The 22,578-nt window shown below is 72.0% G+C and carries 18 protein-coding genes and 1 pseudogene; 5 read left to right on the forward strand and 14 right to left on the reverse strand.

Translation table 11 applies throughout. The features are described from left to right. The 3 genes and pseudogenes from AB0K02_RS30030 to AB0K02_RS30040 all read right to left on the reverse strand — a co-directional run. Window positions 1-119: pseudogene (locus tag AB0K02_RS30030) on the reverse strand (phosphoribosylglycinamide formyltransferase); the annotation flags it as partial. After that, window positions 116-1,099: a helix-turn-helix domain-containing protein gene (locus AB0K02_RS30035; RefSeq protein WP_365995718.1), complete on the reverse strand. Its 984-nt coding sequence runs from the start codon at window positions 1,097-1,099 to the stop codon at window positions 116-118. The gene AB0K02_RS30035 and the pseudogene AB0K02_RS30030, both read right to left, overlap by 4 nt. 80 nt (window positions 1,100-1,179) lie before the next feature. Beyond that, window positions 1,180-1,329, reverse strand: a complete 150-nt coding sequence (locus tag AB0K02_RS30040; protein WP_365995719.1) for a hypothetical protein — start codon at window positions 1,327-1,329, stop codon at window positions 1,180-1,182. Window positions 1,330-1,616: 287 nt separating this feature from the next. On the opposite strand from AB0K02_RS30040, the gene AB0K02_RS30045 reads away from it, so the two are divergent. Beyond that, on the forward strand, window positions 1,617-2,612 hold the full coding sequence (locus tag AB0K02_RS30045) for a LuxR C-terminal-related transcriptional regulator (RefSeq protein ID WP_365995720.1): 996 nt from the start codon (window positions 1,617-1,619) through the stop codon (window positions 2,610-2,612). 121 nt (window positions 2,613-2,733) lie between these two features. Further along, a complete protein-coding gene (locus AB0K02_RS30050) occupies window positions 2,734-3,186 on the forward strand; it encodes an SPW repeat protein (protein WP_365995721.1) in 453 nt (150 codons plus the stop codon). 115 nt (window positions 3,187-3,301) lie between these two features. Here AB0K02_RS30050 and AB0K02_RS30055 read toward each other — a convergent pair whose 3' ends face one another. The 3 genes from AB0K02_RS30055 to AB0K02_RS30065 form a co-directional block, all read right to left on the reverse strand. Continuing rightward, a complete protein-coding gene (locus tag AB0K02_RS30055) occupies window positions 3,302-4,849 on the reverse strand; it encodes an MFS transporter (RefSeq protein WP_365995722.1) in 1,548 nt (515 codons plus the stop codon). 291 nt (window positions 4,850-5,140) lie between these two features. Next, on the reverse strand, window positions 5,141-5,539 hold the full coding sequence (locus AB0K02_RS30060) for a RidA family protein (RefSeq protein ID WP_365995723.1): 399 nt from the start codon (window positions 5,537-5,539) through the stop codon (window positions 5,141-5,143). Further along, window positions 5,536-6,660 carry an acyl-CoA dehydrogenase gene (locus AB0K02_RS30065; protein ID WP_365995724.1) on the reverse strand — a complete coding sequence of 375 codons (1,125 nt, stop codon included), beginning with the start codon at window positions 6,658-6,660 and terminating at the stop codon, window positions 5,536-5,538. Before AB0K02_RS30065 ends, AB0K02_RS30060 begins: the two co-directional genes overlap by 4 nt. A 133-nt stretch (window positions 6,661-6,793) precedes the next feature. Here AB0K02_RS30065 and AB0K02_RS30070 point away from each other — a divergent pair, with 133 nt between their 5' ends. Then, complete coding sequence (locus AB0K02_RS30070) at window positions 6,794-8,410, forward strand: AMP-binding protein (protein WP_365995725.1); 1,617 nt, start codon at window positions 6,794-6,796, stop codon at window positions 8,408-8,410. Window positions 8,411-8,414: 4 nt separating this feature from the next. Further along, window positions 8,415-9,230, forward strand: coding sequence for a PaaX family transcriptional regulator C-terminal domain-containing protein (locus AB0K02_RS30075; RefSeq protein WP_365995726.1), 816 nt, complete (start codon window positions 8,415-8,417; stop codon window positions 9,228-9,230). On the opposite strand, the gene AB0K02_RS30080 is transcribed toward AB0K02_RS30075, so the two are convergent. Both AB0K02_RS30080 and AB0K02_RS30085 read right to left on the reverse strand, forming a co-directional pair. Next, window positions 9,231-11,888, reverse strand: a complete 2,658-nt coding sequence (locus AB0K02_RS30080; protein WP_365995727.1) for a bifunctional salicylyl-CoA 5-hydroxylase/oxidoreductase — start codon at window positions 11,886-11,888, stop codon at window positions 9,231-9,233. 1 nt (window position 11,889) lies between these two features. Continuing rightward, on the reverse strand, window positions 11,890-12,717 hold the full coding sequence (locus AB0K02_RS30085; protein ID WP_365995728.1) for an enoyl-CoA hydratase family protein: 828 nt from the start codon (window positions 12,715-12,717) through the stop codon (window positions 11,890-11,892). Window positions 12,718-12,939: 222 nt separating this feature from the next. Between AB0K02_RS30085 and AB0K02_RS30090 the strand changes: the two genes are divergently transcribed. Beyond that, the gene (locus AB0K02_RS30090; RefSeq protein ID WP_365995729.1) at window positions 12,940-13,368 is read left to right on the forward strand and encodes an ATP-binding protein; all 429 of its coding nucleotides are present in this window, start codon (window positions 12,940-12,942) and stop codon (window positions 13,366-13,368) included. A 179-nt stretch (window positions 13,369-13,547) separates the two neighbouring features. On the opposite strand, the gene argF is transcribed toward AB0K02_RS30090, so the two are convergent. The 6 genes from argF to AB0K02_RS30120 all read right to left on the reverse strand — a co-directional run bounded on the left by argF (window position 13,548) and on the right by AB0K02_RS30120 (window position 22,291). After that, complete coding sequence (argF, locus tag AB0K02_RS30095) at window positions 13,548-14,555, reverse strand: ornithine carbamoyltransferase (RefSeq protein ID WP_365995730.1); 1,008 nt, start codon at window positions 14,553-14,555, stop codon at window positions 13,548-13,550. Window positions 14,556-14,617: 62 nt separating this feature from the next. Further along, complete coding sequence (locus tag AB0K02_RS30100; RefSeq protein ID WP_365995759.1) at window positions 14,618-15,850, reverse strand: arginine deiminase; 1,233 nt, start codon at window positions 15,848-15,850, stop codon at window positions 14,618-14,620. A 455-nt stretch (window positions 15,851-16,305) separates the two neighbouring features. Continuing rightward, on the reverse strand, window positions 16,306-18,891 hold the full coding sequence (locus tag AB0K02_RS30105; RefSeq protein WP_365995731.1) for a polynucleotide kinase-phosphatase: 2,586 nt from the start codon (window positions 18,889-18,891) through the stop codon (window positions 16,306-16,308). Then, entirely contained in the window at window positions 18,888-20,360 is a 1,473-nt protein-coding gene (locus AB0K02_RS30110; protein ID WP_365995732.1) for a 3' terminal RNA ribose 2'-O-methyltransferase Hen1, read from the reverse strand. Before AB0K02_RS30110 ends, AB0K02_RS30105 begins: the two co-directional genes overlap by 4 nt. A gap of 86 nt (window positions 20,361-20,446) precedes the next feature. Continuing rightward, window positions 20,447-21,352: a homocysteine S-methyltransferase gene (mmuM, locus tag AB0K02_RS30115; protein WP_365995733.1), complete on the reverse strand. Its 906-nt coding sequence runs from the start codon at window positions 21,350-21,352 to the stop codon at window positions 20,447-20,449. A 15-nt stretch (window positions 21,353-21,367) separates the two neighbouring features. Further along, complete coding sequence (locus tag AB0K02_RS30120; RefSeq protein ID WP_365995734.1) at window positions 21,368-22,291, reverse strand: LLM class F420-dependent oxidoreductase; 924 nt, start codon at window positions 22,289-22,291, stop codon at window positions 21,368-21,370. Between the last annotated feature and the right edge of the window lie 287 nt (window positions 22,292-22,578).

Raw genomic sequence — 22,578 nt, forward strand, 5'->3', positions numbered from 1 at the left:
GCCACCACCCGCGCCCCGAACCCGTCCGGATCGGCGGCAATGGCATCGAGCAGGGCCTGGAGATTCGTCCCCGATCCGGAGACCAGGACGACGAGATCCGCCTTCTTGTGGGCCGTCATGACAGGGCGTCCACCAGTGCGTCTCCTCTGAGGGTGCGCAGTATCCGGACCTCGCGCCCCTGCCGCTCGCGGGACAGCAGGCCGGCCTGTTCCAGCTGGCGGCAGTGGTAGGTCACGGTGCCGGCGGTGCAGTGCAGCAGGTCGGCCAACGTCCCCATGGAGACAGGCTGGTTGCCCTTGCGCAGGATGACGGCCCGCAACTCGCCGAGTGTCATGGCGAGCGCGTCGGCCCCCCGTCCCGTCCTCGACGTCTCTCCCTGGAGGAGCGGGGCGAGCCCGGCGACGGGATAGCCGATGTACGCGTGGCCGTCCCTGTCGACGCGATGGACACACGCGCGCGTGCCCGATACCAGGGGCATGAGTGTCATTTTCCGGACCGCGACGCCATTGGTTCTCGGTGCGTCGCCGGGAAGCAGTACATTTCCGTCGACAAATCTGATCCTCGGGCTCAGATTGGCGAGAAGAGCACTCATGGTCCCCGTGACCGATGCCACACCGACCCGCTCGATTTCCCGTTCCAGCAAGGGCTTCCCGCTCCGCCACACCGGAGCGACCGAGTCCCATACCGTTTCCGCCGCACGACGGTAAGCGGCAAGGAAATCAGCCGGATTATCGGCGACTTTACGCCATGCGGGCGGCACTTCCCCGCCGAAGGTCCGCTCGAGGTCGGCGAGCAAAGAGTCCGACGGGATGTCGGCGACTCTTCGGATCTCGTCCCGTATGCCGTCGCTCCCTGTGGCGCCCCCCATCGAGAGCACGGCGGGGACGTGAAGGGACCCCGAAGCGGTGAGGGGGCCCATCGTCTCCATCAGTTGCTCCGGGCAGTCCTTGCGCACAACTCTGCGCCGGCTCACGGGCACGCCCTGCGGGATGCCGAGTGCGTCCGCCAGCGCCGAGAGCACCGACAGCCCCGGCAGCAGCTCTATCGATACAGGAATGTCCACATGTGTACCTACATGAAGTTCGAGAGCACCGTCCACGTCACTCCCCCGTTCGAAACCTTGTGATGAACCGCGGGCACGGGCATGCGCCGGGATCGCTCCCGGCGCATGGTCGCTTCTCAGCCCCAGGCAGGGTCGCCGTCGACGGCCGTGGGGCCGGCCGGGTGCGGTGCGGACGCCCCGACGGAGGCCGCCGGCCCCCCGATGAAGACCGCGAGCACCGCGGCGATCACCGCGGCGCCGAACATGGTCTGACAAAGACTGCGCATGGGAATTCCTTACCGTGCTGATGTGATGTGAGACTGCACGGACCGGACCGAGGGCAGAGCGTGACCGCTTCCCCCCAGCAGCGATCCTCACCATTGATCCTTACCGAACCGGGAGCGAAAAGTCGGATTGGACCGGCTGCGTGATGTTACATTTCACATCTGTGAAGCGACATCAAATCTGCTCAAGGGCGCCCAAGTGCGGCATAGTTGACGCGGCGGAGCCATGCGACTGGGCAAAGGAGCACTACCGCCGAGCGGTAGTTGAAGGAGATATCTTTTTCGAGGCCGTGCCGGATTGTCTGAAGAGACTTCACCTCGTCATCGAGTCGCAGAACTCCAACGGCCTGGCCTTCCCGGTACCGCCGTCCGTCGCCGCCGAGGCCGCCCTGCGCCCCCTCGAGGAGGCGATGACCCGCCTGCAGAGGGAAGCGGCGGAGATCCGCGCCGCCGTGGGCGCGTACGACGCCGTCTATGCCGAGGCCAGAGGCCGGGAAGAACAGTCGCTCACCGTCATCCGCGGCATGCGCGCCATCAGTGCCGCGCTGGAGGCCGCCGTGAACGCCTGCCGCGAAGAGCTCATCACCGCCCAGCCGGGGGGCGGGCGTTCGGTCGAGCTGCTGCACGAGGCACTGGGCCGGAGCCTGCCGCTGCTGGCCCGCGGCGTACGGCAGCGGACGCTGTACCAGCACTCGGTGCGGACCCACAAGCCGACCCTGGCGTACATCGAGCAGATCACCGCCGAGGGCGCCGAAGTCCGCACGCTGGCCGAGTTCTTCGACCGCCTGATCATCTGCGACCAGGACGTCGCCTTCATCCCCATCGGGGAGGAGACCGCGGACGCGGCGATGGCGGTACGGCATCCCGCCCTGATCCGGTACCTCACCGTCATGTTCGAGCGGCACTGGGCCCGGGCCACACCGGTCGACCCGTCGGCTGCCGCCCCACGGGACACCCCCGTGACGGACGACATCCAGCGCGTGATCCTGCGAGCCATGGTCTCCGGCGAGACGGACGAACGCATCGCCCGCAGGATCGGGTTGAGCCGCCGCACCGTCGTCGCCCACATCCGCAAGGTCTCCGAGCGCTTCGACAGCAGCAGCCGTGCCCAGCTGGGCTTCATGCTGGCGACCTCCGGCCTGCTCGGCGACATGGGCACCGCACCCCCTCAGGCCGACGGCGAAGCCGCGGGTACGGACGGGCGGGCTGCCCACGAGAGCCCGCAGGGCAACGATGTCGACGCCGGCCCGGGCTCCGGCGGGGCCGGGGGCAGACCTCCGGCCTGAGCAGCTCCGATGCGGTGCCCATGGGTCGGGGCGCCGGGAAATTCCCCATTGACCTCGCGGTCCGACAGGCGTTCCATGGACATAAAGGACAGATAAGGCTGCTGACAGGAGGCGGCCCACCATGACCACCCGTTCAGACATCTCACAACACCCGGACCTGGCCGAGATGCGTTCCCGCTTCGAGCGGGCGACGACGAATCCCGCGGCCCAGGCCGTCGAAGCGCTGGCACTGCTGACCGGTGTCTACCTGGCGGCATCGCCGTGGATAGCCGGATTCAGCGGCCTCACCGCCCTGGCGGTGACCAACCTGCTCCTCGGTATCGCCTATGCGGCCTGTATGGGCGGCCTGGGGTCGGCGTACGAACGCACCCACTCCATGGCATGGGCAGGATGCGCCATAGGTGCCTTCACGATCATCGCGCCCTGGGTCGTCGCCGGAAACGTCGACACCACGCGGACCGTCGTCAACAACGTGATCGTCGGCGTCGTCGCCCTGCTCTGCGCCCTGGCCATGGCAGCCGGAGCCCGGGGCGAGCGGGGACGCGGACGCGGCCTTGGTCCCTCTGCGATGTGAGCTGAGCCTGTCGCGACCGCTCGGACCGAAGGCCCCGGCACGTGGATGTGCCGGGGCCTTCGCACGGGCCCGTACCAGGGGCTTCGCCCTCGATCGCCCGGGCGGCCGCGGCGGCTCACGGCCCGGGCGTCACGCCGCCCTTGAGGCGTTCCAGGTCGTCGGGGCGGACCTGGATGACGAGCAGCGCGAGCACCGCGGCGACGGCGGTGAAGACGGCGGCCACGACGAAGGCGGCGGACACACCGGAGGTAAGGATCTCGTCGCTCCACGGAGCCGGCAGCTGACCGGTGCGCTCGAAGCGGATCCGTTCCGCCGGGGTCGCCTGGGCCATGAAGCGCGGGATCTGATCCTCGGCCTCGATGCCGCTCGCCGTGCCGAAGACGGTGACGAGGATGGACAGTCCGAGGGAACCGCCCACCTGGCGTGTGGTGTTCAGCAGGCCGGAGGCAGCGCCGGACTCGTGCGCCGGGACCCGGGAGAGCGCCATCAGGGTGATCGAGACGAACTGCATGCCCATGCCGAGGCTGAAGACCAGCATCGGCCCGAGGACGCTGCCGGCGTACGTGGAGTGGACGTCGGTCAGGGTCAGCCACGCCAGCCCGGTCGCGGCCAGGAGCGCACCGGTCACCATGAACGGCTTCGGGCCGTACTTCGGCAGCAGGTGCGAGGCGAGTCCGGCGCCGGCCGCGATCAGCGCACTGACCGGCAGGAAGGCGAGCCCCGCCTGAAGAGGGCTGAAGTCCAGCACGCCCTGGACGAAGAGGGTGAGGAAGAAGAACATCCCGAACATCGCCGCCGCGAGGCAGAGCATGATGCCGTACGTGGCCGCCCGGTTGCGGTCGGCGAACATGTGGGGCGGGGTGATCGGCTGTTTCGAGCGCCGCTCGACGGTGACGAAGGCGGCGAGCATCACCACGGCCCCGCCGAAGGACGCAAGGGTGAGCGGGTCGCGCCAGCCCTCCTGCGCCGCGCGTATGAACCCGTACACGAGCGCCGCCATGCCGAGGGTGGAGCTCAGGGCGCCGAGAAGGTCGAAGTGACCGGGGTGCCGCTCGGACTCCTTGATCCAGCGCGGTGTGGCGATCGCGATCAGCAGACCGATCGGCACGTTGACGAACAGCACCCAGCGCCAGTCGAGCCATTCGACGAGCATGCCGCCCGCCAGCAGACCGATCGCGCCGCCGCCCGCCGAGACGGCCGCGAAGACGCCGAAGGCCCGGTTGCGTTCCGGGCCCTCCTTGAACGTGGTGCTGATCAGCGCCAGCGAGGTGGGAGAGGCGATCGCTCCGCCGACGCCCTGGAGGGCGCGGGCGGCGAGGAGTTGTCCGGCGTTCTGCGCCAGCCCGCCGAGCAGCGAGGCGAGGACGAACAGCAGGATGCCGGAGACGAAGACGCGGCGACGGCCGAGGATGTCACCGGCGCGCCCGCCGAGCAGCAGCAGCCCGCCGAAGGTGAGCGTGTAGGCGTTGAGCACCCACGACAGGGTGGTGGTGGAGAAGCCCAGCGAGGTCTGGATGTGCGGCAGGGCGATGTTCACGATGGTGATGTCGAGGACCACCATCAGCTGGCAGGAGGCGATGACCACGAGCGCCACCCCGTTTCCGCCGCCGCCCTTTGCGGGGGTGCCGTCCGACAGGGCCGGCGTCGGCTGCGGGGTCGTCATGGCGCATCGTGCCTCTGTGGTGGGGAATCCTGTACGGATATCACCCGTTCGGCAGGTTTAAAGTCTTTCCGTCCACTGTTTCGACGTTAAGCCCGCCCCCTGGGGGTCACCACTCGATCATGGGCGTTCGCCGGCCCTTCCCGGAGACGGAGGACCGCGGCGCAAAGGCCGGTGTCCCGGCCGGCCTCGGCCCATGGGCGTGCCGCCGTCCGCGATCTCCAACAGCCTTCCGTGCGCCGGCGGTTCGGCCGGCGAGCGGCCGTGTGCGCGGGGTGTCGGGCGGGGCCGCCGTCAGGGCAGTACGGCCGTCCCGTCCACCTCGACCAGGCAGGCGTCGTCCCACAGCCTGACCACGCCGATCACGGCCATCGCCGGGTAGTCACGGCCCGCCAGACGGCGCCAGATGCGGCCCAGTTCGACGGCGTGCGCCCGGTAGTCGGCCACGTCGGTGGCGTAGACGGTGACGCGGGCGAGGTCGTGCGGGGTGCCGCCGGCCGAGGCGAGGGCGGCGAGCAGGTTGGTCAGCGCCGTCTCGAACTGCTCGGGCAGCGTGGTCCCCACGACCTTGCCGTCGCTGTCCAGAGCGGTCTGCCCGGCCAGGAACACCAGCCGTGTACCGGACGCGGTGACGGCGTGGGAGAAGCCGGTGGGGGGCGACAGTTCGGCCGGGTTGTGCCGTTGCAGGCTCATCGGGCGGCCTCCTCCGCGTACAGCGCCTTGGCGATGATCGTGCGCTGGACCTCGGTCGCACCCTCGTAGATCCGGGGTGCGCGGACCTCGCGGTAGAGGTGTTCGAGCAGGTGGCCGCGCTGGAGGGCGCGGGCGCCGTGCAGTTGGACGGCCGAGTCGACGACGTACTGGGCGGTCTCGGTCGCGAGCAGTTTCGCCATCGCGGACCGCTTCGGCACGTCGGCCGCCCCCTCGTCGTACGCACCGGCCGCCGCGTACACCATCAGGCGGGCGGCCTCGGTGCGGGTGGCCATCTCGGCGACCGTGTGGGCCACCGACTGCAGGTCGCCCAGCGTGCCGCCGAAGGTCCTGCGGTGCGCGGTGTGCGTGAGGGTCGCGTCCAGGGCGGCGCACGCCATGCCCACCGCGAACGCTCCGACACTGGGCCGGAAGAGGTTGAGCGTGTTCATCGCGACGCGGAAGCCGCGGTCCGGCTCGCCGAGCAGGTCGTCGGCGGTCACCGGGACGTCGTCGAAGGCCAGGGCGCCGATCGGGTGCGGGGAGAGCATGTCGAGCGGCGTGCCGCTCAGTCCCGGACGGTCGGCGGGGACGAGGAACGCGGTGACACCGCGGGCTCCCGCGCCTTCGGTGGTCCGGGCGAAGACGGAGTAGAAGTCGGCCTCCGGCGCGTTGGAGATCCAGCACTTCTCGCCGTTCAGGCGCCAGCCGCGGCCGTCGGGCACCGCCTTCAGCGTGAGCGCGGCGGCGTCCGAACCGGCGTCGGGCTCGCTCAGCGCGAAGGCCGCGACGACCCGTCCGGCGACGACCTCGGGCAGCCAGCGCCCGCGCTGCTCCTCGGTACCCGCCTGGACGAGGGGGAAGGTGCCGAGGCCCTGGAGCGCGAGAGCGGTCTCGGCCTCCGTGCAGCCGTACGCCAGGGACTCGCGCAGCAGGCACAGTTCGAGCGCGCCTGCGCTGAAGAGGCGCTCCAGCAGGCCGAGTTCGCCGAGAGCGGCCACCAAGGGGCGGTTGACTCGGCCCGGTTCGCCCTTCTCGGCGAGCGGGGCCAATCGGGTCATGGCCGTGGTGCGCAGCTCGGCGCACCAGGCGGTCTGTACCGGATCGAGTGAGAATACGGGCATTCGCTCCCCACTTCGGACGGCCGGAGGTGCGGGGTGTTCCCCGGCGAAAAGCACAGTATCGCGCACCGTTGACTGTCGTCACCATCACGATACGCTCGTTTCGCGACCCCACCACCGGAAGAGGGGCGAACTCATGGAGCTGACACCCTCGGCCCACCTGGACACCTTCGCGCGCGACCATCTGCCGCCCGGCGGGGAGTGGCCGGACATCCTCTTCGACCTGCCCTCGCTCCGGTACCCGCGACGTCTCAACTGCGCGGTGGAGCTGCTGGACGGCACGATCGGACGCCACGGCGCGGACCGGCCCGTCTTCCGTACCGGCGAGGGCGTGGTCTGGACGTACGGTGAGCTGCGCGACCAGGTCGACCGCATCGCGCACGTCCTCACCCGCGACCTCGGCGTGGTCCCCGGCAACCGGGTTCTGCTGCGCGGGCCGACCACCCCGTATCTCGCGGCCTGCTGGCTCGCCGTCCTCAAGGCGGGCGCCGTCGCCGTCACCGTCCTGGCACAGCAGCGGTCTAAGGAGCTGGCCACGGTGTGCGAGATCGCGCGGGCCTGCCACGCCCTGTGCGACATCCGGTCGGTCGACGACCTGGTCAAGGCCGAGGTGCCGGGGCTGCGGATCACCGCGTACGGCGGTGACGCGCCCGACGACCTGCTGCGACTGGCCGCGGCGCGGCCCCCTGAGCCGTACGAGGCGGTCGCGACGGCGGCCGACGACGTGGCGCTGATCGCCTTCACCTCCGGGACCACGGGCCGCCCCAAGGGGTGCATGCACTTCCACCGGGACGTCCTCGCGATCGCCGACACCTTCTCGGCCCACGTGCTGCGGCCCCAGGCGGACGACGTGTTCGCGGGCAGTCCCCCGCTGGGATTCACCTTCGGCCTCGGCGGGCTGCTGGTGTTCCCTATGCGGGCCGGGGCCTCCACGCTGCTGCTGGAACAAGCCGGTCCTCTGCAGCTGCTGCCGGCCATCCGCGAGCACCGGGTGTCGGTCCTGTTCACGGCGCCCACCGCCTACCGCGTGATGCTGGACCACCTCGACGGGCACGACATCCGCTCACTGCGGCGCTGTGTGTCGGCCGGTGAGAACCTGCCCGCGGCCACCTGGCGCTCGTGGCACGAGCGGACCGGTGTGCGCCTCATCAACGGCATCGGCGCCACCGAGCTGCTGCACATCTTCATCTCCGCGGCCGACGAGGCGATCCGGCCGGGCACCACCGGGGTCCCCGTGCCGGGCTGGCAGGCGCGCGTGGTGGACGCACAGGGCGACCCGCTGCCCGACGGCGAGCCGGGGCTGCTGGCCGTGCGCGGCCCGGTCGGCTGCCGCTACCTGTCCGACCCGCGGCAGGCCGAGTACGTCCGGGGCGGCTGGAACATCACGGGCGACACCTACGTGCGTGAGCCGGACGGCTGGTTCCGCTACGTCGCCCGCGCCGACGACATGATCATCTCGGCCGGTTACAACATCGCGGGACCCGAGGTCGAGGACGCCCTGCTGCACCACCCGGACGTGGCCGAGGCGGCGGTCGTCGGACGCCCGGACGAGCTGCGCGGCCAGATCGTGGTCGCCTACGTGGTCCTGCGCGAAGGCGCGGTGCCGGGCGACGGCACGGCCGAGGAGCTGACCGCGTCGGTCAAGCAGCGCCTCGCGCCGTTCAAGTGCCCGCGCGAGATCGTCTTTCTCGACGCCCTGCCTCGTACACCGACCGGCAAGCTGCAGCGCTTCCGCCTGCGCGCTCTAGAGTGATCGCGTGGCCGAGCAGCACACCCCCCGATCCCTGATCGTCACCCTGTACGGCGCCTACGGGCGCGAGCACACGGGCTCCCTCGCCGTGGCCGAGCTCATCCGGCTGCTGGGCGTCCTGGGCGTGGACGCGCCGTCGGTACGCTCCTCGGTCTCCCGGCTCAAACGCCGCGGGCTGCTGGTGCCCGAGCGCACGGAGGACGGCGCGGCCGGCTACGCCCTGTCCGCCGACGCCCGTGAACTCCTCGACGACGGCGACCGGCGGATCTTCGCCGGCTCGTCGGCCGACCTCGCCGACGGCTGGGTCATCGCCGTGTTCTCGGTGCCCGAGGCCGAGCGCCACAAGCGCCATCTGCTGCGCTCCCGGCTGGTCAGGCTGGGCTTCGGCGCGGCGGCTCCAGGGGTGTGGATCGCTCCTGCCCGCCTGTTCGACGAGACGCAGCACACCCTGCGCCGCCTCCAGCTCGACACGTACGTGGACCTGTTCCGGGGGGAGCATCTCGGCTTCACCCCGACGGCGGAGGCGGTCTCGCGCTGGTGGGACCTGGCGGCGATCGCCAAGCAGCACGAGGAGTTCCTCGATCTGCACGAGCCGGTACTGCGCTCCTGGGAGGCCCGGGAGGACACCCCGGCCGAGGACGCCTACCGGGACTACCTGCCGGCCCTGGACTCCTGGCGCCGACTGCCGTACGTCGACCCGGGCCTGCCCGCCGAGCTGCTGCCCCAGGGCTGGCCCGGCGGACGCTCGGCGGACGTGTTCGCCCGGCTGCACGCGCGGCTGCGGGACGCCGGGGCGGCGTTCGTGCTCGGCGGCGGGGCCTGATCAGCCGAGCGTGAGCCGGGGCCTGGGGGCGTCGGTGCGGCCCGTCGGGGGCTTGCGGCTGCCGGCACGGTACGGGAGCGGCCAGGGGGCCGCGTCGCCCTGGTAGTCCTGGTCGGCCGCCGCGTGCAGGGTCCAGTGGGGGTCGTAGAGGTGGGGTCTGGCGAGGGCGCAGAGGTCGGCCCGGCCCGCGAGCAGGATCGAGTTGACGTCGTCCCACGAGGAGATGGCGCCCACCGCGATGACCGGCACGCCCGCCTCGTTGCGGATGCGATCCGCGTACGGGGTCTGGTAGGAGCGGCCGTACTCGGGGCGTTCGTCGGGCACGACCTGGCCGGTGGAGACGTCGACGGCGTCGGCTCCATGGGCGGCGAAGGCGCGGGCGACGGCCACGGAGTCCTCGGCGGTGGTGCCGCCGTCCGCCCAGTCGGTGGCGGAGATGCGGACGGTCATGGGCCGCTCATCGGGCCAGATCTCCCGCACGGCGTCGAAGACTTCTAGGGGGAAGCGCAGCCGGTTCTCCAGTGAGCCGCCGTAGGCGTCCGTGCGGTGGTTGGTCAGCGGCGAGAGGAAGCCGGAGAGCAGATAGCCGTGCGCGCAGTGGAGTTCGAGCAGGTCGAAGCCGCTGCTGACGGCGCGGCGGGCCGCCGCGGCGAACTGGTCCCGGATCGCGGCGAGTCCGGCGCGGTCGAGCGCGTGGGGGATCTGGTTGACGCCGTGCCGGTACGGGATCGGGGAGGCGGCGGACACGGGCCAGTTGCCCTGGTCCAGAGGCTGGTCGATGCCTTCCCACATGAGCTTGGTGGAGCCCTTGCGGCCCGAGTGGCCGAGCTGGACGCCGATCGCGGCGCCCGGGGCCCGTTGGTGGACGAAGTCGGTCACGCGACGCCAGGCGGCGGCCTGTTCGGGGGTGTAGAGCCCGGTGCAGCCCGGAGTGATCCGGCCCTCCGGGCTCACGCACACCATCTCGGTCATCACCAGGCCCGCGCCGCCCAGTGCGCGGGCGCCGAGGTGGACGAGGTGGAAGTCGCCGGGGAGTCCGTCCTCGGCGACGTAGAGGTCCATGGGCGAGACGACGACGCGGTTGCGCAGAGTCAGTCCGCGCAGGCGGAAGGGGGTGAACATGGGCGGTGTGCCCGGCGGGCAGCCGAAGTCCCGTTCGACGGCCCCGGTGAAGGCGGGGTCGCGCAGCCGCAGGTTGTCGTGGGTCACGCGGCGGCTGCGGGTGAGGAGGTTGAAGGCGAACTGCCGGGGTGGCTGGTCGAGGTAGGTCGCGAGCTCCTCGAACCAGCGCAGGCTCGCGGCCGCCGCCCGCTGGACGGACTCGACGACGGGGCGGCGCTCGCTCTCGTACGCGGCGAGGGCCGCCGGCAGGTCCGGCTGCTCCTGGACGCAGGCGGCGAGTGCGAGAGCGTCCTCGACGGCGAGCTTGGTGCCCGAGCCGATGGAGAAGTGCGCGGTGTGGGCCGCGTCGCCGAGGAGCACGGTGTTGCCGTGCGACCAGCGGTCGTTGACGACGGTGCGGAAGGCGATCCAGGCGGAGGAGTTGCCGCGCAGCGGGCGGCCGTCGAGCGCCTCGGCGAAGACCTTGGCGCAGCGGGCGGCTGATTCCTGCTCGTCGAGCTCGCCGAAGCCGGCGGCACGCCAGACCTCCTCGCGCATCTCGACGATGACGGTGGAGGCGTCGGCGGAGAACGGGTAGCCGTGCAGCTGCATGACGCCGTACTCGGTCTCGGCGACCTCGAACCGGAAGGAGGGGAAGGCGAAGTCGGCGGCGAGCCAGATGTAGCGGCAGCGGTGGGTGGTGATCCGGGGCCCGAAGACGTCGGCGTGGGCATCGCGGGTCGCGCTGTGGACACCGTCGGCGGCGATGACGAGGTCGTGGCCGGCGGCGAGTTCGGCGGCGGGGGGCGCGGGGGTGCGGAAGCGGAGGCGCACGCCGAGGGACGCGCAGCGCTCGTGGAGGATCTCCAGCAGGCGGCGCCGGCCGAGAGCGGCGAAGCCGTGACCGCCGGAGGTGAGGGTGTGGCCGCGGTGGACGATGTCGATGTCGTCCCAGCGGACGAACTCCTCCCGCAGGGCGCCGTAGACCACGGGATCGGCGTGCTCGATGCCGCCGAGCGTCTCGTCGGAGAGGACGACGCCGAAGCCGAAGGTGTCGTCGGGCGCGTTGCGTTCGTAGACGGTGATGTCGCGGGCCGGGTCGAGCCGCTTGAGCAGCGCGGCGGCGTAGAGCCCCCCGGGCCCCCCGCCGATGACGGCGACGCGCAGGGGGCGCCCGCCCGACGGGGCGGGGTGCCCGTGGGACGCGTCGGAGTGCGGAGCGATGGACGCGGGCGTGCCGGGTACGTCGGCGGGGGCCGGGCGGGGGCCCGCTGCCGACGGCGGCACAGCGGCGACGGCATCGACCGGGCGGGCCGCCCCGGCGAGGACCGGGCCGACGGGGCCGAGGGCCGGGCCGGGGAACGTCTCGGCGCGGGCACGGCCGGGCCGTGTCCCGACGGAAGCCGGACCGGATGCCGATGCCCACGGCGGCACAGCGGCGACGCCATCGACCGGGCGGGCCGCCCCGGCGAGGACCGGGCCGACGGGGCCGAGGGCCGGGCCGGGGAACGCCCCGGCGGCGGCCGGGCGTGGGGGCGGGGCGGGGAAGGAGGGCATGTCAGCGGCCCTGCCACTTCGGCGGGCGCTTCTCCGTGAAGGCCGCGTGGAACTCCGTGTAGTCCTCGCCGTTCATCAGGAGCGCCTGCGTGGCCGCGTCCATCTCGACCGCCGCGGCCAGCGGCATGTCCAGTTCCGCGGTGAGCAGCGCCTTGGTCTGGGCGTACGCCAGGGCCGGGCCGTCGGCGAGACGCCGGGCCAGCTCGGCGGCGCGCTGGTTCGCCAGGCCCTCGTCGACGAGCTCGCTCAGGAGGCCGATGCGTTCGGCCTCGGGGGCGCGCACCGGCTCGCCGAGCATGAGGAGCCGCGTCGCGTGGCCCAGCCCGACCACCCGGGGCAGGAGGTACGCCGCTCCCATGTCGCCGCCGGACAGCCCCACCTTGGTGAACAGGAAGGCGAACTTCGCCGACGCGTCGGCGATCCGGAAGTCGGCGGCCAGTGCCAGCACCGCACCCGCTCCGGCGGCCACGCCGTGGACCGCGGCGATCACGGGGAAGGGGCACTCACGGATCGCGCGGACGACCTGTCCCGTCATCCGGTTGAAGTCGAGGAGCTGCGCGGTGTCCATGGACAGGGTCGCGCCGATGATCTCGTCGACGTCGCCGCCCGAGCAGAAGCCGCGGCCCTCGCCGCCGAGCACGAGGGCCCGCACGGACCGCTCCCGGGAGAGCTCGGCGAGCAGGTCGCGCAGGTCGGCGTACGCGCCGAAGGTGAGGGCGTTCAGCTTCTCGGCCCGGTCGAGCGTGACGCAGCCCACGCCGTCCTGGATCGTCAGCCGCAGATGGTGCCAGCGCTCGGTGCGCGTCGCGGAACCGGAAAAGGGGCTCATGGAGTGGGGCCTCCTTAGGCGGGCGGTCGGCCTGCTGCCTGCCTCCTGAAGTTATCACTCATTCGTGACCGCCGTCACGATCGCGCCATATCCCTGTTGTGACAGTGCTGGGGTCCCGTCCCGGTTCTGACACAGGTCCCCGCGGCGGCCCTCCCGGGCCCTGGTCCGGCCTTCGGCTGTTCGTAGGGTGAACGCACCACCGCCACCGAACGGACATACGCCTTGCCCGCAACCGCCGACTCAGCCGAGCCCGCCTCCTGGCACATCGCGCTGCCGCACACCACGGCGGCCGTGCCCATGGCGCGCGCACTTGTCCGCGCCGCGCTGGCGGACATCGAGGCGTCCGCGGACAGCGACACGGCGGAGCTGCTCACGGCGGAGCTGGTGGCCAACGCGGTGGAGCACACCCCGTGCGGGGTGCCCATACAGCTGGTGATCGAGCTGCTGCCCACGGTCTGTCATGTGGAGGTGCACGACGCCGATCCGGCGCCGCCCGGCGATCTCTCACCGGCGGCGCCGGCTCATGCGCCCGACCCCTGGCAGGAGCACGGGCGCGGGCTGCTGCTCGTCCGCGCACTGAGCTCGGACTGCGGGCACCGGCCGACGGACCGGGGCAAGGCTGTCTGGTTCACCCTGCCCGCCCACCACTGACCGGCGCGGCCGGGCCTCATGCCCGGCTGCCCGCCCGCCACCGACCGGCGCCGCCGGGTCTCACGCCGCGGAGGCGGCGTCGGCCAGGTCGGGAAGCGGGGTCCGGGCTCGTGGCCGGGACCCCACCGATGGCGGCACACTGTCCGCCGTTGCGCATGTCCACCGCATGCGGCGGATGACTAACCGACGGCAGCCAGGGTGGCCACAAGGACCGCCTTGATCGTGTGCATACGGTTCTCCGCCTCGTCGAAGACGACGGAGTGGGCCGACTCGAAGACCTCGTCGGTCACCTCCAGCTCGGTGAGGCCGTGGCGCTCGTGGATCTCGCGCGCCACGGAGGTGCCGAGATCGTGGAAGGCCGGCAGGCAGTGCAGGAACTTGACGTCCGCATTGCCCGTCGCGCGCAGCACGTCCATGGTCACCGCATAGGGAGCGAGCGCCTTGATCCGCTCGTCCCAGACCTCCTTGGGCTCGCCCATCGAGACCCAGACGTCGGTGGCGACGAAGTCGGCGCCGTGCACGCCCTCGGCGATGTCCTCGGTGAGCGTGATCCGCGCACCGCTCTCCTCGGCCAGCCGGCGCGCCGTGGCGACGATCTCCTCGGCCGGCCAGTACGCCTGGGGCGCGACGATGCGCACGTCCATGCCCAGCAGCGCGCCGGTGACCAGGTAGGAGTTGCCCATGTTGAAGCGTGCGTCACCGAGGTAGGCGAAGGAGACGCTCTCCAGCGGCTTGTCGGTGTGCTCGGTCATGGTCAGCACGTCGGCGAGCATCTGGGTGGGGTGCCAGTCGTCGGTGAGCCCGTTGTAGACGGGCACGCCGGCGTGCGCGGCCAGCTGCTCGACGGTGTCCTGCGCGTCACCGCGGAACTCGATCGCGTCGAACAGGCGGCCCAGCACCCGCGCGGTGTCCCTGGCCGACTCCTTGCTGCCGATGTGGGAGCCGGCCGGGTCGATGTAGGTCGTGGACGCGCCCTGGTCGGCGGCGGCGACCTCGAAGGAGCAACGCGTACGGGTCGACGACTTCTCGAAGATCAGCGCGATGTTCTTGCCGCGCAGCCGCTGGACCTCGGTCCCCGCCCGCTTGGCGGCCTTGAGGTCGGCGGCCAGACCGATCAGGCCACGGAACTCCTCGGCCGTGAAGTCCAGCTCCTTGAGGCAGTGGCGGCCTTCGAGATGTATCGCCATGGTGGCTGCTCCTGGGTCGCGGAAGGCGGTGACGATGGAAGTCTATACGACTGTCTGCATCGCTATACGGAGTCGCGTTCCACCGGACAGCTCATACAGCGCGGCCCGCCCCTGCCCCGGCCCAGTTCGCTGCCGGGGATCTCGATCACCTCGATGCCCTGTTTGCGCAGATGTGTGTTGGTCGTGACGTTGCGCTCGTAGGCCACGACGACACCCGGTTCGACGGCGAGCACGTTGCAGCCGTCGTCCCACTGCTCGCGCTCGGCCGCGTGCACGTCCTGGGTCGCGGTCAGCACCCGGATGTCCTTCAGCCCGAGCGCCGCCGCGATCGCGTCGTGCATGTGCTCCGGCGGATGGTCGCTGACCTTGAGCCCGCCGAAGCCGTCGGCCGGTTCGATGGTGTACGAGCGGAGCATGCCGAGCCCCGCGTACTGGGTGAACGTGTCCCTGTCGACCATGGTCATCACGGTGTCCAGGTGCATGAAGGCCCGGCGCTTGGGCATGTCCAGGGCCACGATCGTCCGGGCGGAGCCGGCGGCGAACAGTCCGCGCGCCAGCATCTCCACGGCCTGCGGTGTGGTGCGCTCGCTCATCCCGATCAGCACCGCGCCGTTTCCGATCACCAGCACATCGCCGCCCTCGATGGTGGACGGGTAGTCGTCCTGCCCCTCCGACCAGTGGTGGAACGCGTCCGCGTCCGCACCCACGAAGTGGGGATGGTGCTTGTAGATGGCCTCGAAGTGCACGGTCTCACGCTGCCGGGCCGGCCAGCGCATCGCGTTGATGGCGACGCCGTCGTATATCCAGGCCGAAGTGTCCCGGGTGAAGAGGTGGTTGGGCAGCGGCTGGAGCAGAAAGTCGTCCAGGTCCATCACATGGAAGCGGACGGACGTCGGCTCGGAGTGCCCCGCCAGGAACTCCCGCTTGGTCATCCCTCCCACCAGCGCCTCGACGAGATCGGACGTGGGCAGCGCGTCGAAGGCGACCCGCAGGTGGTCGGTCGCGAGCGGCCCGTACTCCTTCTCGTCGAAGACGCGGTCCAGCACCAGCTTCCTGGCCTCGGGGATCTCCAGCGACTCGCGCAGCAGGTCGCCGAAGAGATGCACCTCCACCCCTCGGTCACGCAGTACGTCCGCGAAGCCGTCGTGCTCCTGACGGGCCCGGCGGACCCAGAGCACGTCGTCGAAGAGCAACGCGTCCTTGTTGCTCGGCGTGAGCCGCTTCAGCTCCAGATCGGGCCGGTGGAGGATGACCTGGCGCAGTCGCCCGGTCTCGGAGTCGACATGGAATCCCATGTCTCCATCCTCGCCGCGCGGACGGCCGTTCACCCGGCGAACGGCCGACCTTGTCGAGTCGTCGATGACCCAGGTGCTCGACCGCCACAGGAGCCGTTCGCCGCGCCCGCCCGGGCGGGCGCGGCACTCCTGCCGGACGTCGCAGACGAACGCCACGTGCAGCGCCTTCCTCGCGGGGTGGACGGCGGCCCCGTCCCGGCGGGCGCGGGCGTCGGCGGCCGTGTCCCGGCCGGCGCCGGACAGCACCTGCGTGGGCACCGTCGTGAGCGACACCGGGTCAGCGCCTCCCAGCCGGCGCGGCGAACGGCTCCGGCAGGGCGCGGGATGTGGGGCGTCCCCGATCATGTGCTGATCGCCGCCCGTGTCACATGCTGATCACCGCCCGTGCGAGCGGGTGATCACGGAGTGCGGGGAGGGCACCGACAGTGCCCTCCCCGCAGCCGCACCGGACCGGGTCACAGCCGGGGGTCGACCGGCTCCGACTCCAGGGCCAGCACCGCGAAGACCGCCTCGTGCACCCGCCACAGCGGTTCCCCGCCGGCGAGCCGGTCCAGGGCCTCCAGCCCCAGGGCGTACTCGCGCAGAGCGAGCGAGCGCTTGTGGTTCACGAACCTCTGGCGCAGCCGCTCCAGGTTGTGCGGACGGGTGTACTCCGGGCCGTAGACGATGCGCAGGTACTCGCGGCCGCGGACCTTGATGCCCGGCTGGACCAGCCGGCCCTTCTCGTCCCTGGCGAGCGCCTGCAGCGGCTTGACGACCATGCCCTCGCCGCCGCGGCCCGTCATCTCCAGCCACCAGTCCACGCCCGCGCGCACGGACGCCTCGTCGCCGGTGTCGACGACCAGCCGCCGCGTGACCTGCAACAGGCCGGTCGGGTCGTGCTCCACGAGCCGGTCCAGCCAGGCGAGCTGCTCGTCGTGCGGGACCGCGGCCAGCGAGCGGCCCCGGGAGGCGAGGATCTGGAACGGCGCGAGGCGCACGCCGTCGAGCCCGTCCGTCGTCCAGCAGTAACGGCGATAGGCCTCGGTGAAGGCGGCCGCGTCAGCGGCCCGTTCCCGCTGCCGGCCGAGCAGTCCGTCCACGTCGACGCCCCGCGCCGCGGCCGCCTCCAGCGCCGCGCCGGCCCTGGGCAGCACGGCGCCGGACGCCGCGCCGACCGCCGCGTACTGGGTGCGCAGCAGCCCGGACGCCTTGAGCGACCAGGGCATCAACTCGGCGTCCAGCAGCAGCCAGTCGGTGTCCAGCTCGTCCCACAGGCCGGCCGCGGTGACGGCGGTGCGCAGCCGCTGGAGGATCTCCTCGGTGACCGCCCCGTCGTCGAAGAACGGCCGCCCGGTGCGGGTGTGCAGCGCGCCCGTGGCGCCCTCCACGCCGAAGCGCTCCCGCGCCGCCTCCGCGTCCCGGCACACGAGCGCCACCGCGCGCGAGCCCATGTGCTTCTCCTCGCACACGACCTTGCCGATGCCGTCGGCCCGGTACTGCGCGAACGCCTCGGCCGGGTGCTCCAGGAAGAGTCCGTCGGCGCCGCCGGCCTCCTCCCGTGACGTCGCGGTGGGCGCCATCGTCGGCGGCAGGTAGACCAGCAGCCGGGGGTCGACGGCGAAGCGGCTCATGACCTCCAGCGCGGCGGCCGCGTTCTCCTCGCGGACGGCCACGCGCGCCATGTGCCGCGTCTCGACGACCCGGCGGCCCGCCACGTCGGCGAGGTCCAGCGGGCGCCCCTCGCGTCCGCCGGGCGCCTCCGTCAGGAGCGGCCTGACCGGCTCGTACCAGACCTTCTCGGCCGGAACGTCGACCAGTTCGCGCTCCGGCCAGCGCAGCGCCGTCATCCTGCCGCCGAAGACGGCTCCGGTGTCCAGGCAGATGGTGTTGTTGATCCACGAGGTGCTGGGCACGGGCGTGTGTCCGTACACGACGGCTGCGCGGCCCCGGTAGTCCTCGGCCCACGGGTAGCGGACGGGCAGCCCGAACTCGTCGGTCTCGCCGGTCGTCTCGCCGTACAGCGCGTGCGAGCGGACCCGGCCGGAGGTGCGGCCGTGGTACTTCTCGGGCAGGCCGGCGTGGCAGACGACGAGCCTGCCCTCGTCGAGCACGTAGTGACTGACGAGGCCGTCGATGAACTCCCGTACCCGCTCGCGGAATTCGGGGTCCTCGGCGTCCTCCTTCTCCAGCTGCGCGACGGTCTCGGCGAGGCCGTGCGTGTGCTGGACGCCTCGGCCCCTGAGGTAGCGGCCGAGCTTGTTCTCGTGGTTGCCCGGGACGCACAGGGCGTTGCCCGCGGCGACCATGCCCATGACGCGGCGCAGCACCCCGGGGCTGTCGGGACCCCGGTCGACGAGGTCGCCGACGAAGACGGCGGTACGGCCCTCGGGGTGGGCGCCGTCCTCGTAGCCGAGCTTGGCGAGCAGGGTCTCCAGCTCGGAGCTGCAGCCGTGGATGTCGCCGATGATGTCGAACGGTCCGGTGAGGTGGCGCAGGTCGTTGTAGCGGCGCTCGAGAACGATCTGAGCGCTGTCCACCTCCGCCACGCCGCGCAGGACGTGGACCTTGCGGAAACCCTCGCGTTCCAGCCCGCGCAGCGAGCGGCGCAGCTCGCGGCGGTGGCGGGCGATGACGTGGCGGGGCATGCCGGCGCGGTCGGGGCGGGTCGCGTTGCGGGCGGCGCAGACGTCCTCGGGGAGGTCCAGGACGATGGCGATGGGCAGGACGTCGTGCTCGCGTGCGAGGCGTACGAGCTGCCGGCGGCTCTCGGTCTGCACGTTGGTGGCGTCGACGACGGTCAGCCGGCCGGCGGCGAGCCGCTTGCCCACGATGTAGTGCAGGACGTCGAACGCGTCGCCGCTGGCGCTCTGGTCGTTCTCGTCGTCGGCGACGAGGCCCCGGCAGAAGTCGGAGGAGACGACCTCGGTGGGCTTGAAGTGCTTGCGGGCGAAGGTGGACTTGCCCGACCCGGTGGCGCCGACGAGGACCACGAGGGACAGGTCGGTCACCGGCAGCCGGCGGCCCGGGGCGGTGACGGTGGTTTCCGTGGTGCTGGTCATGCGGCGGTCGCCTGCTTCGTGGTCGTGTCGGTCGTCGTCTCGAACACCGCCATCTGGGTCGGCGGGCCCACCTCGGGGTCCTCGGGGCCGACGGCCACGAAGCGCACCGTGTAGCCGTGGCGTCCGGCGACGCCTTCGGCCCATGTCCGGAACTCCTGCCGGGTCCATTCGAACCGGTGGTCGCCGTGGCGCACGTGCCCGGCGGGAAGCGTCTCCCAGCGCACGTTGTACTCGACGTTGGGCGTCGTCACGAGCACGGTGCGGGGGCGCGCCGAGCCGAACACCGCGTACTCCAGGGCGGGCAGCCTCGGCAGGTCGAGGTGCTCGATCACCTCGCTGAGCACCGCGGCGTCGTAGCCCGTGAGGCGCTTGTCGGTGTACGTGAGCGAGCCCTGGATCAGCCGGACGCGGGCGGCCTGCCGCTCGCCGAGGCGGTCGAGCTTGAGCCGGCGCTCCGCGATGGTCAGGGCACGCACCGACACGTCGACGCCGACGATCTCGGTGAACCGGACGTCCTTGAGCAACGCCTGCACCAACTGGCCCTGCCCGCAGCCCAGGTCTAGCACACGGCTCGCACCGGCGGCGCGCAGCGCTTCGAGGACGGCGTCCCTGCGCTGCTCGGCGAGCGGCACGGGGCGCTCCTCGGTGTCCGTGGTCTCGTCCACGGCGTTGTCCACGTCCTCGACCGCGAGGTCGTCGGTCTCGGCGAGGCGCACCAGCTCCAGGCGCTCCATGGCCTGCCGGGTCAGTCCCCAGCGGCGGGACAGGTAGCGGCTGGTGATGAGCCTGTGCTCGGGGTGCTCGGCGAGCCAGCCCTCGCCCGCGCGCAGCAGTTTGTCGACCTCGTCGGGAGCGACCCAGTAGTGCTTGGCGTCGTCGAGGACGGGGAGCAGGACGTAGAGCTGGCGCAGCGCCTCGGCGAGCCGCAGCTCCCCTTCGAGCACGAGCCGTACATAGCGCGACGCGCCCCATTCGGGGAACTGCTCGTCCAGGGCGATCGGTTCGGCTTCGACCGAGGTCCAGCCGAGCGGTCCGAAGAGCTTACGGACCAGTTCGGCGCCGCCGCGGGCGGCGACGGCGGGCACTTCGACGCGCAGCGGCAGCGGGGCCTCGGCCCGTCCCGGCAGCGCCGCGCACACACCGCGCAGGGCGCTCTTGAACACGGTGCTGAGCGCCACTGCCAGCAGCGACGAGGCCGCGTAGGGGCGGTCGTTGACGTACTGGGCGAGTGCGGCATCGGGCGCGCCGCCGCGGCCCTTGCCCTTGCCTCGCCGCACGAGCGCCACCGGATCCACCTCCAGCAGCAGTGCGGCCGTGCACCGTTCCGCCGACGCCTCGGGGTAGAAGACGTGCGCGGTGCCGTGCGAGGTGGAGAACGTCTGCGCCTTGTCGGGGTGCTTGTGCAGCAGGAAGCCGAGGTCGGTCGCGGGACGCTCAGGGGTGCCGGTCGTACTGATCGTCAGGAACACGCGTTTGAGTATCGTCCGGTCGGTCCGCCCCGACCAGCGGTTTTTGTCACAACCGGGCCCCAGAACACCTTCTTGGCACCGCAGGGTCAGCGGGTGCCCAGCAGCCGGGCGAGGGCTCCGATCTCCCGCGGCCCCACGCGGCAGCAGCCGCCGACGAGGCGTGCTCCCCCGGCGCGCCAGGCGCGTGCCGCGGCGGGGTCGTACGCGCTCCCGCCCTGCCAGCGCCGCTCGGCGGCGTCCCATCCCTCCCCGCTGTTGGGGTACGCGACGACGGGCGTGCCGGTCGCCGCGGCGGCGGTCTCGACCGCCGCGGTCACCTCCCTCGGGTCGCAGCAGTTCACTCCCACCGCGACCACGTCGTCCCGGCCAGCGGCCAGGGCGAACGCCTCCGCCAGGTCCTGGCCGGCCCGGGTCCGCCCGCCCGCGACGGTGTACAACAGCCACACCGGCACGCCGCAGCCCTCGCTCGCGCGCAGCAGCGCCTCCGCCTCGTCGGCGTCCGGCACGGTCTCCAGGGCCAGCACGTCGGGCCCCGCGGCCACAAGGGCCTCGATGCGCGGCCGGTGGAAACGCTCCAGCTCGGCAGCGGTCAGCCCGTAGCGGCCGCGGTACTCGCTGCCGTCGGCGAGCATCGCCCCGTACGGGCCGACCGAGGCGGCGACCCACACCTCGTGGGGCGCCGCGTCGGCGGCGGCGCGGGCCAGCGCGACGCTGCGGCCGAGCAGGCGGGCGGTCGCCTCCTGCCGGAAGCCCCTGCGGGCGAACCCCTCGAACGTGGCCTGGTAGCTCGACGTGATGAGCACCTGCGCGCCCGCCCGTACATACGCCGCGTGCGCCGCCTCGATCTGCCGCGGATCGTCGGCGAGCAGCCGCGCCGACCAGAGGGCGTCGGACAGATCGCAGCCCTGCGCCTCCAGCTGGTTGGACAGGCCGCCGTCGAGGACGAGGACGTGACGGGCGAGCGCTTCGGCGAGTGTGCGGGCGGGTCTCACAGCGGCTCCCGGGGATCAGCTCAGCTGGGACTGGACCTGGGAGGAGATGAGCTCCAGGTGTTCGAGGTCGTCCAGGTCGAGCACCTGGAGGTAGATCCTCGACGAGCCGGCCGCCGCGTAGCGGCCGATCTTGTCGACGACCTCGGCCGGGGACCCGGCCAGGCCGTTCACCCTGAGTTCGTCGACCTCCCGTCCGATCACCGCGGCGCGGCGGGCCACCTCCGCGTCGTCCTTGCCGACGCACACGACCAGCGCGTTCGAGTAGACGAGGTCGTCCGGGGAGCGGCCGGTCTTCTCCGCGGCGGCACGGACGCGGCCGAACTGGCGCTCGGTGTCCTCGAGGGAGGCGAACGGCAGGTTGAACTCGTCGGCGTACTGAGCGGCGAGGCGGGGGGTGCGGGTTGTGCCGTGGCCGCCGATCAGCACGGGGACCTTGGCCTGGGCGGGCTTGGGCAGGGCCGGGGAGTCCGTCAGCCGGTAGTGGTGGCCCTCGAAGGTGTAGGTCTCGCCGACCTCGGTGGCCCACAGGCCGGTGATGATCTCCAGCTGCTCCTCGAGGCGGGCGAACTTCTCCTTGGGGAAGGGGATGCCGTACGCCCGGTGCTCCTCCTCGAACCAGCCGGCGCCCAGCCCCAGTTCGACGCGGCCGCCCGACATCTGGTCGACCTGGGCGACCTGGATGGCGAGCACGCCGGGGAGCCGGAAGGTGCCGGCCGTCATCAGGGTGCCGAGACGGATCCGCCTGGTCTCGCGGGCGAGACCGGCCAGGGTGATCCAGGCGTCGGTCGGGCCGGGCAGTCCATCGGCGGAGCCCATGCTCAGGTAGTGGTCGGATCGGAAGAAGGCGTCGAAGCCGAGCTCCTCGGTGGCCTTGGCGACGCTCAGAAGCGTCTCGTAGCTCGCCCCTTGCTGGGGCTCGGTGAAGATTCGAAGATCCATGCATCCATCCTGCACCCGTCGCCGCCGCGCGATCCGGTCGCGTGGGTGCGGATGACGCGGTCGCGCGCGGAACCGTGCGCCGGATCGTCGCAGCGGGACGGCCGCGCCTGTCCGCAGCAAGGGACGTGCCTCGCGGGAGCCGTTTCCCACATGGATTTCCGCGGCTCCGCTGCGCACGGAACGGACCGCCGCGTCCGGGCCGGGTGCGGGAGACCGGCCGCATGGACCGACCGCCCGGGACATCAGCCGGGGAGCGGCCTCCCCGGACAGGCCGCACGAGGCGACCC

This window comes from Streptomyces sp. NPDC049597, assembly GCF_040675505.1.
In the GTDB taxonomy this organism is placed as follows: domain Bacteria; phylum Actinomycetota; class Actinomycetes; order Streptomycetales; family Streptomycetaceae; genus Streptomyces.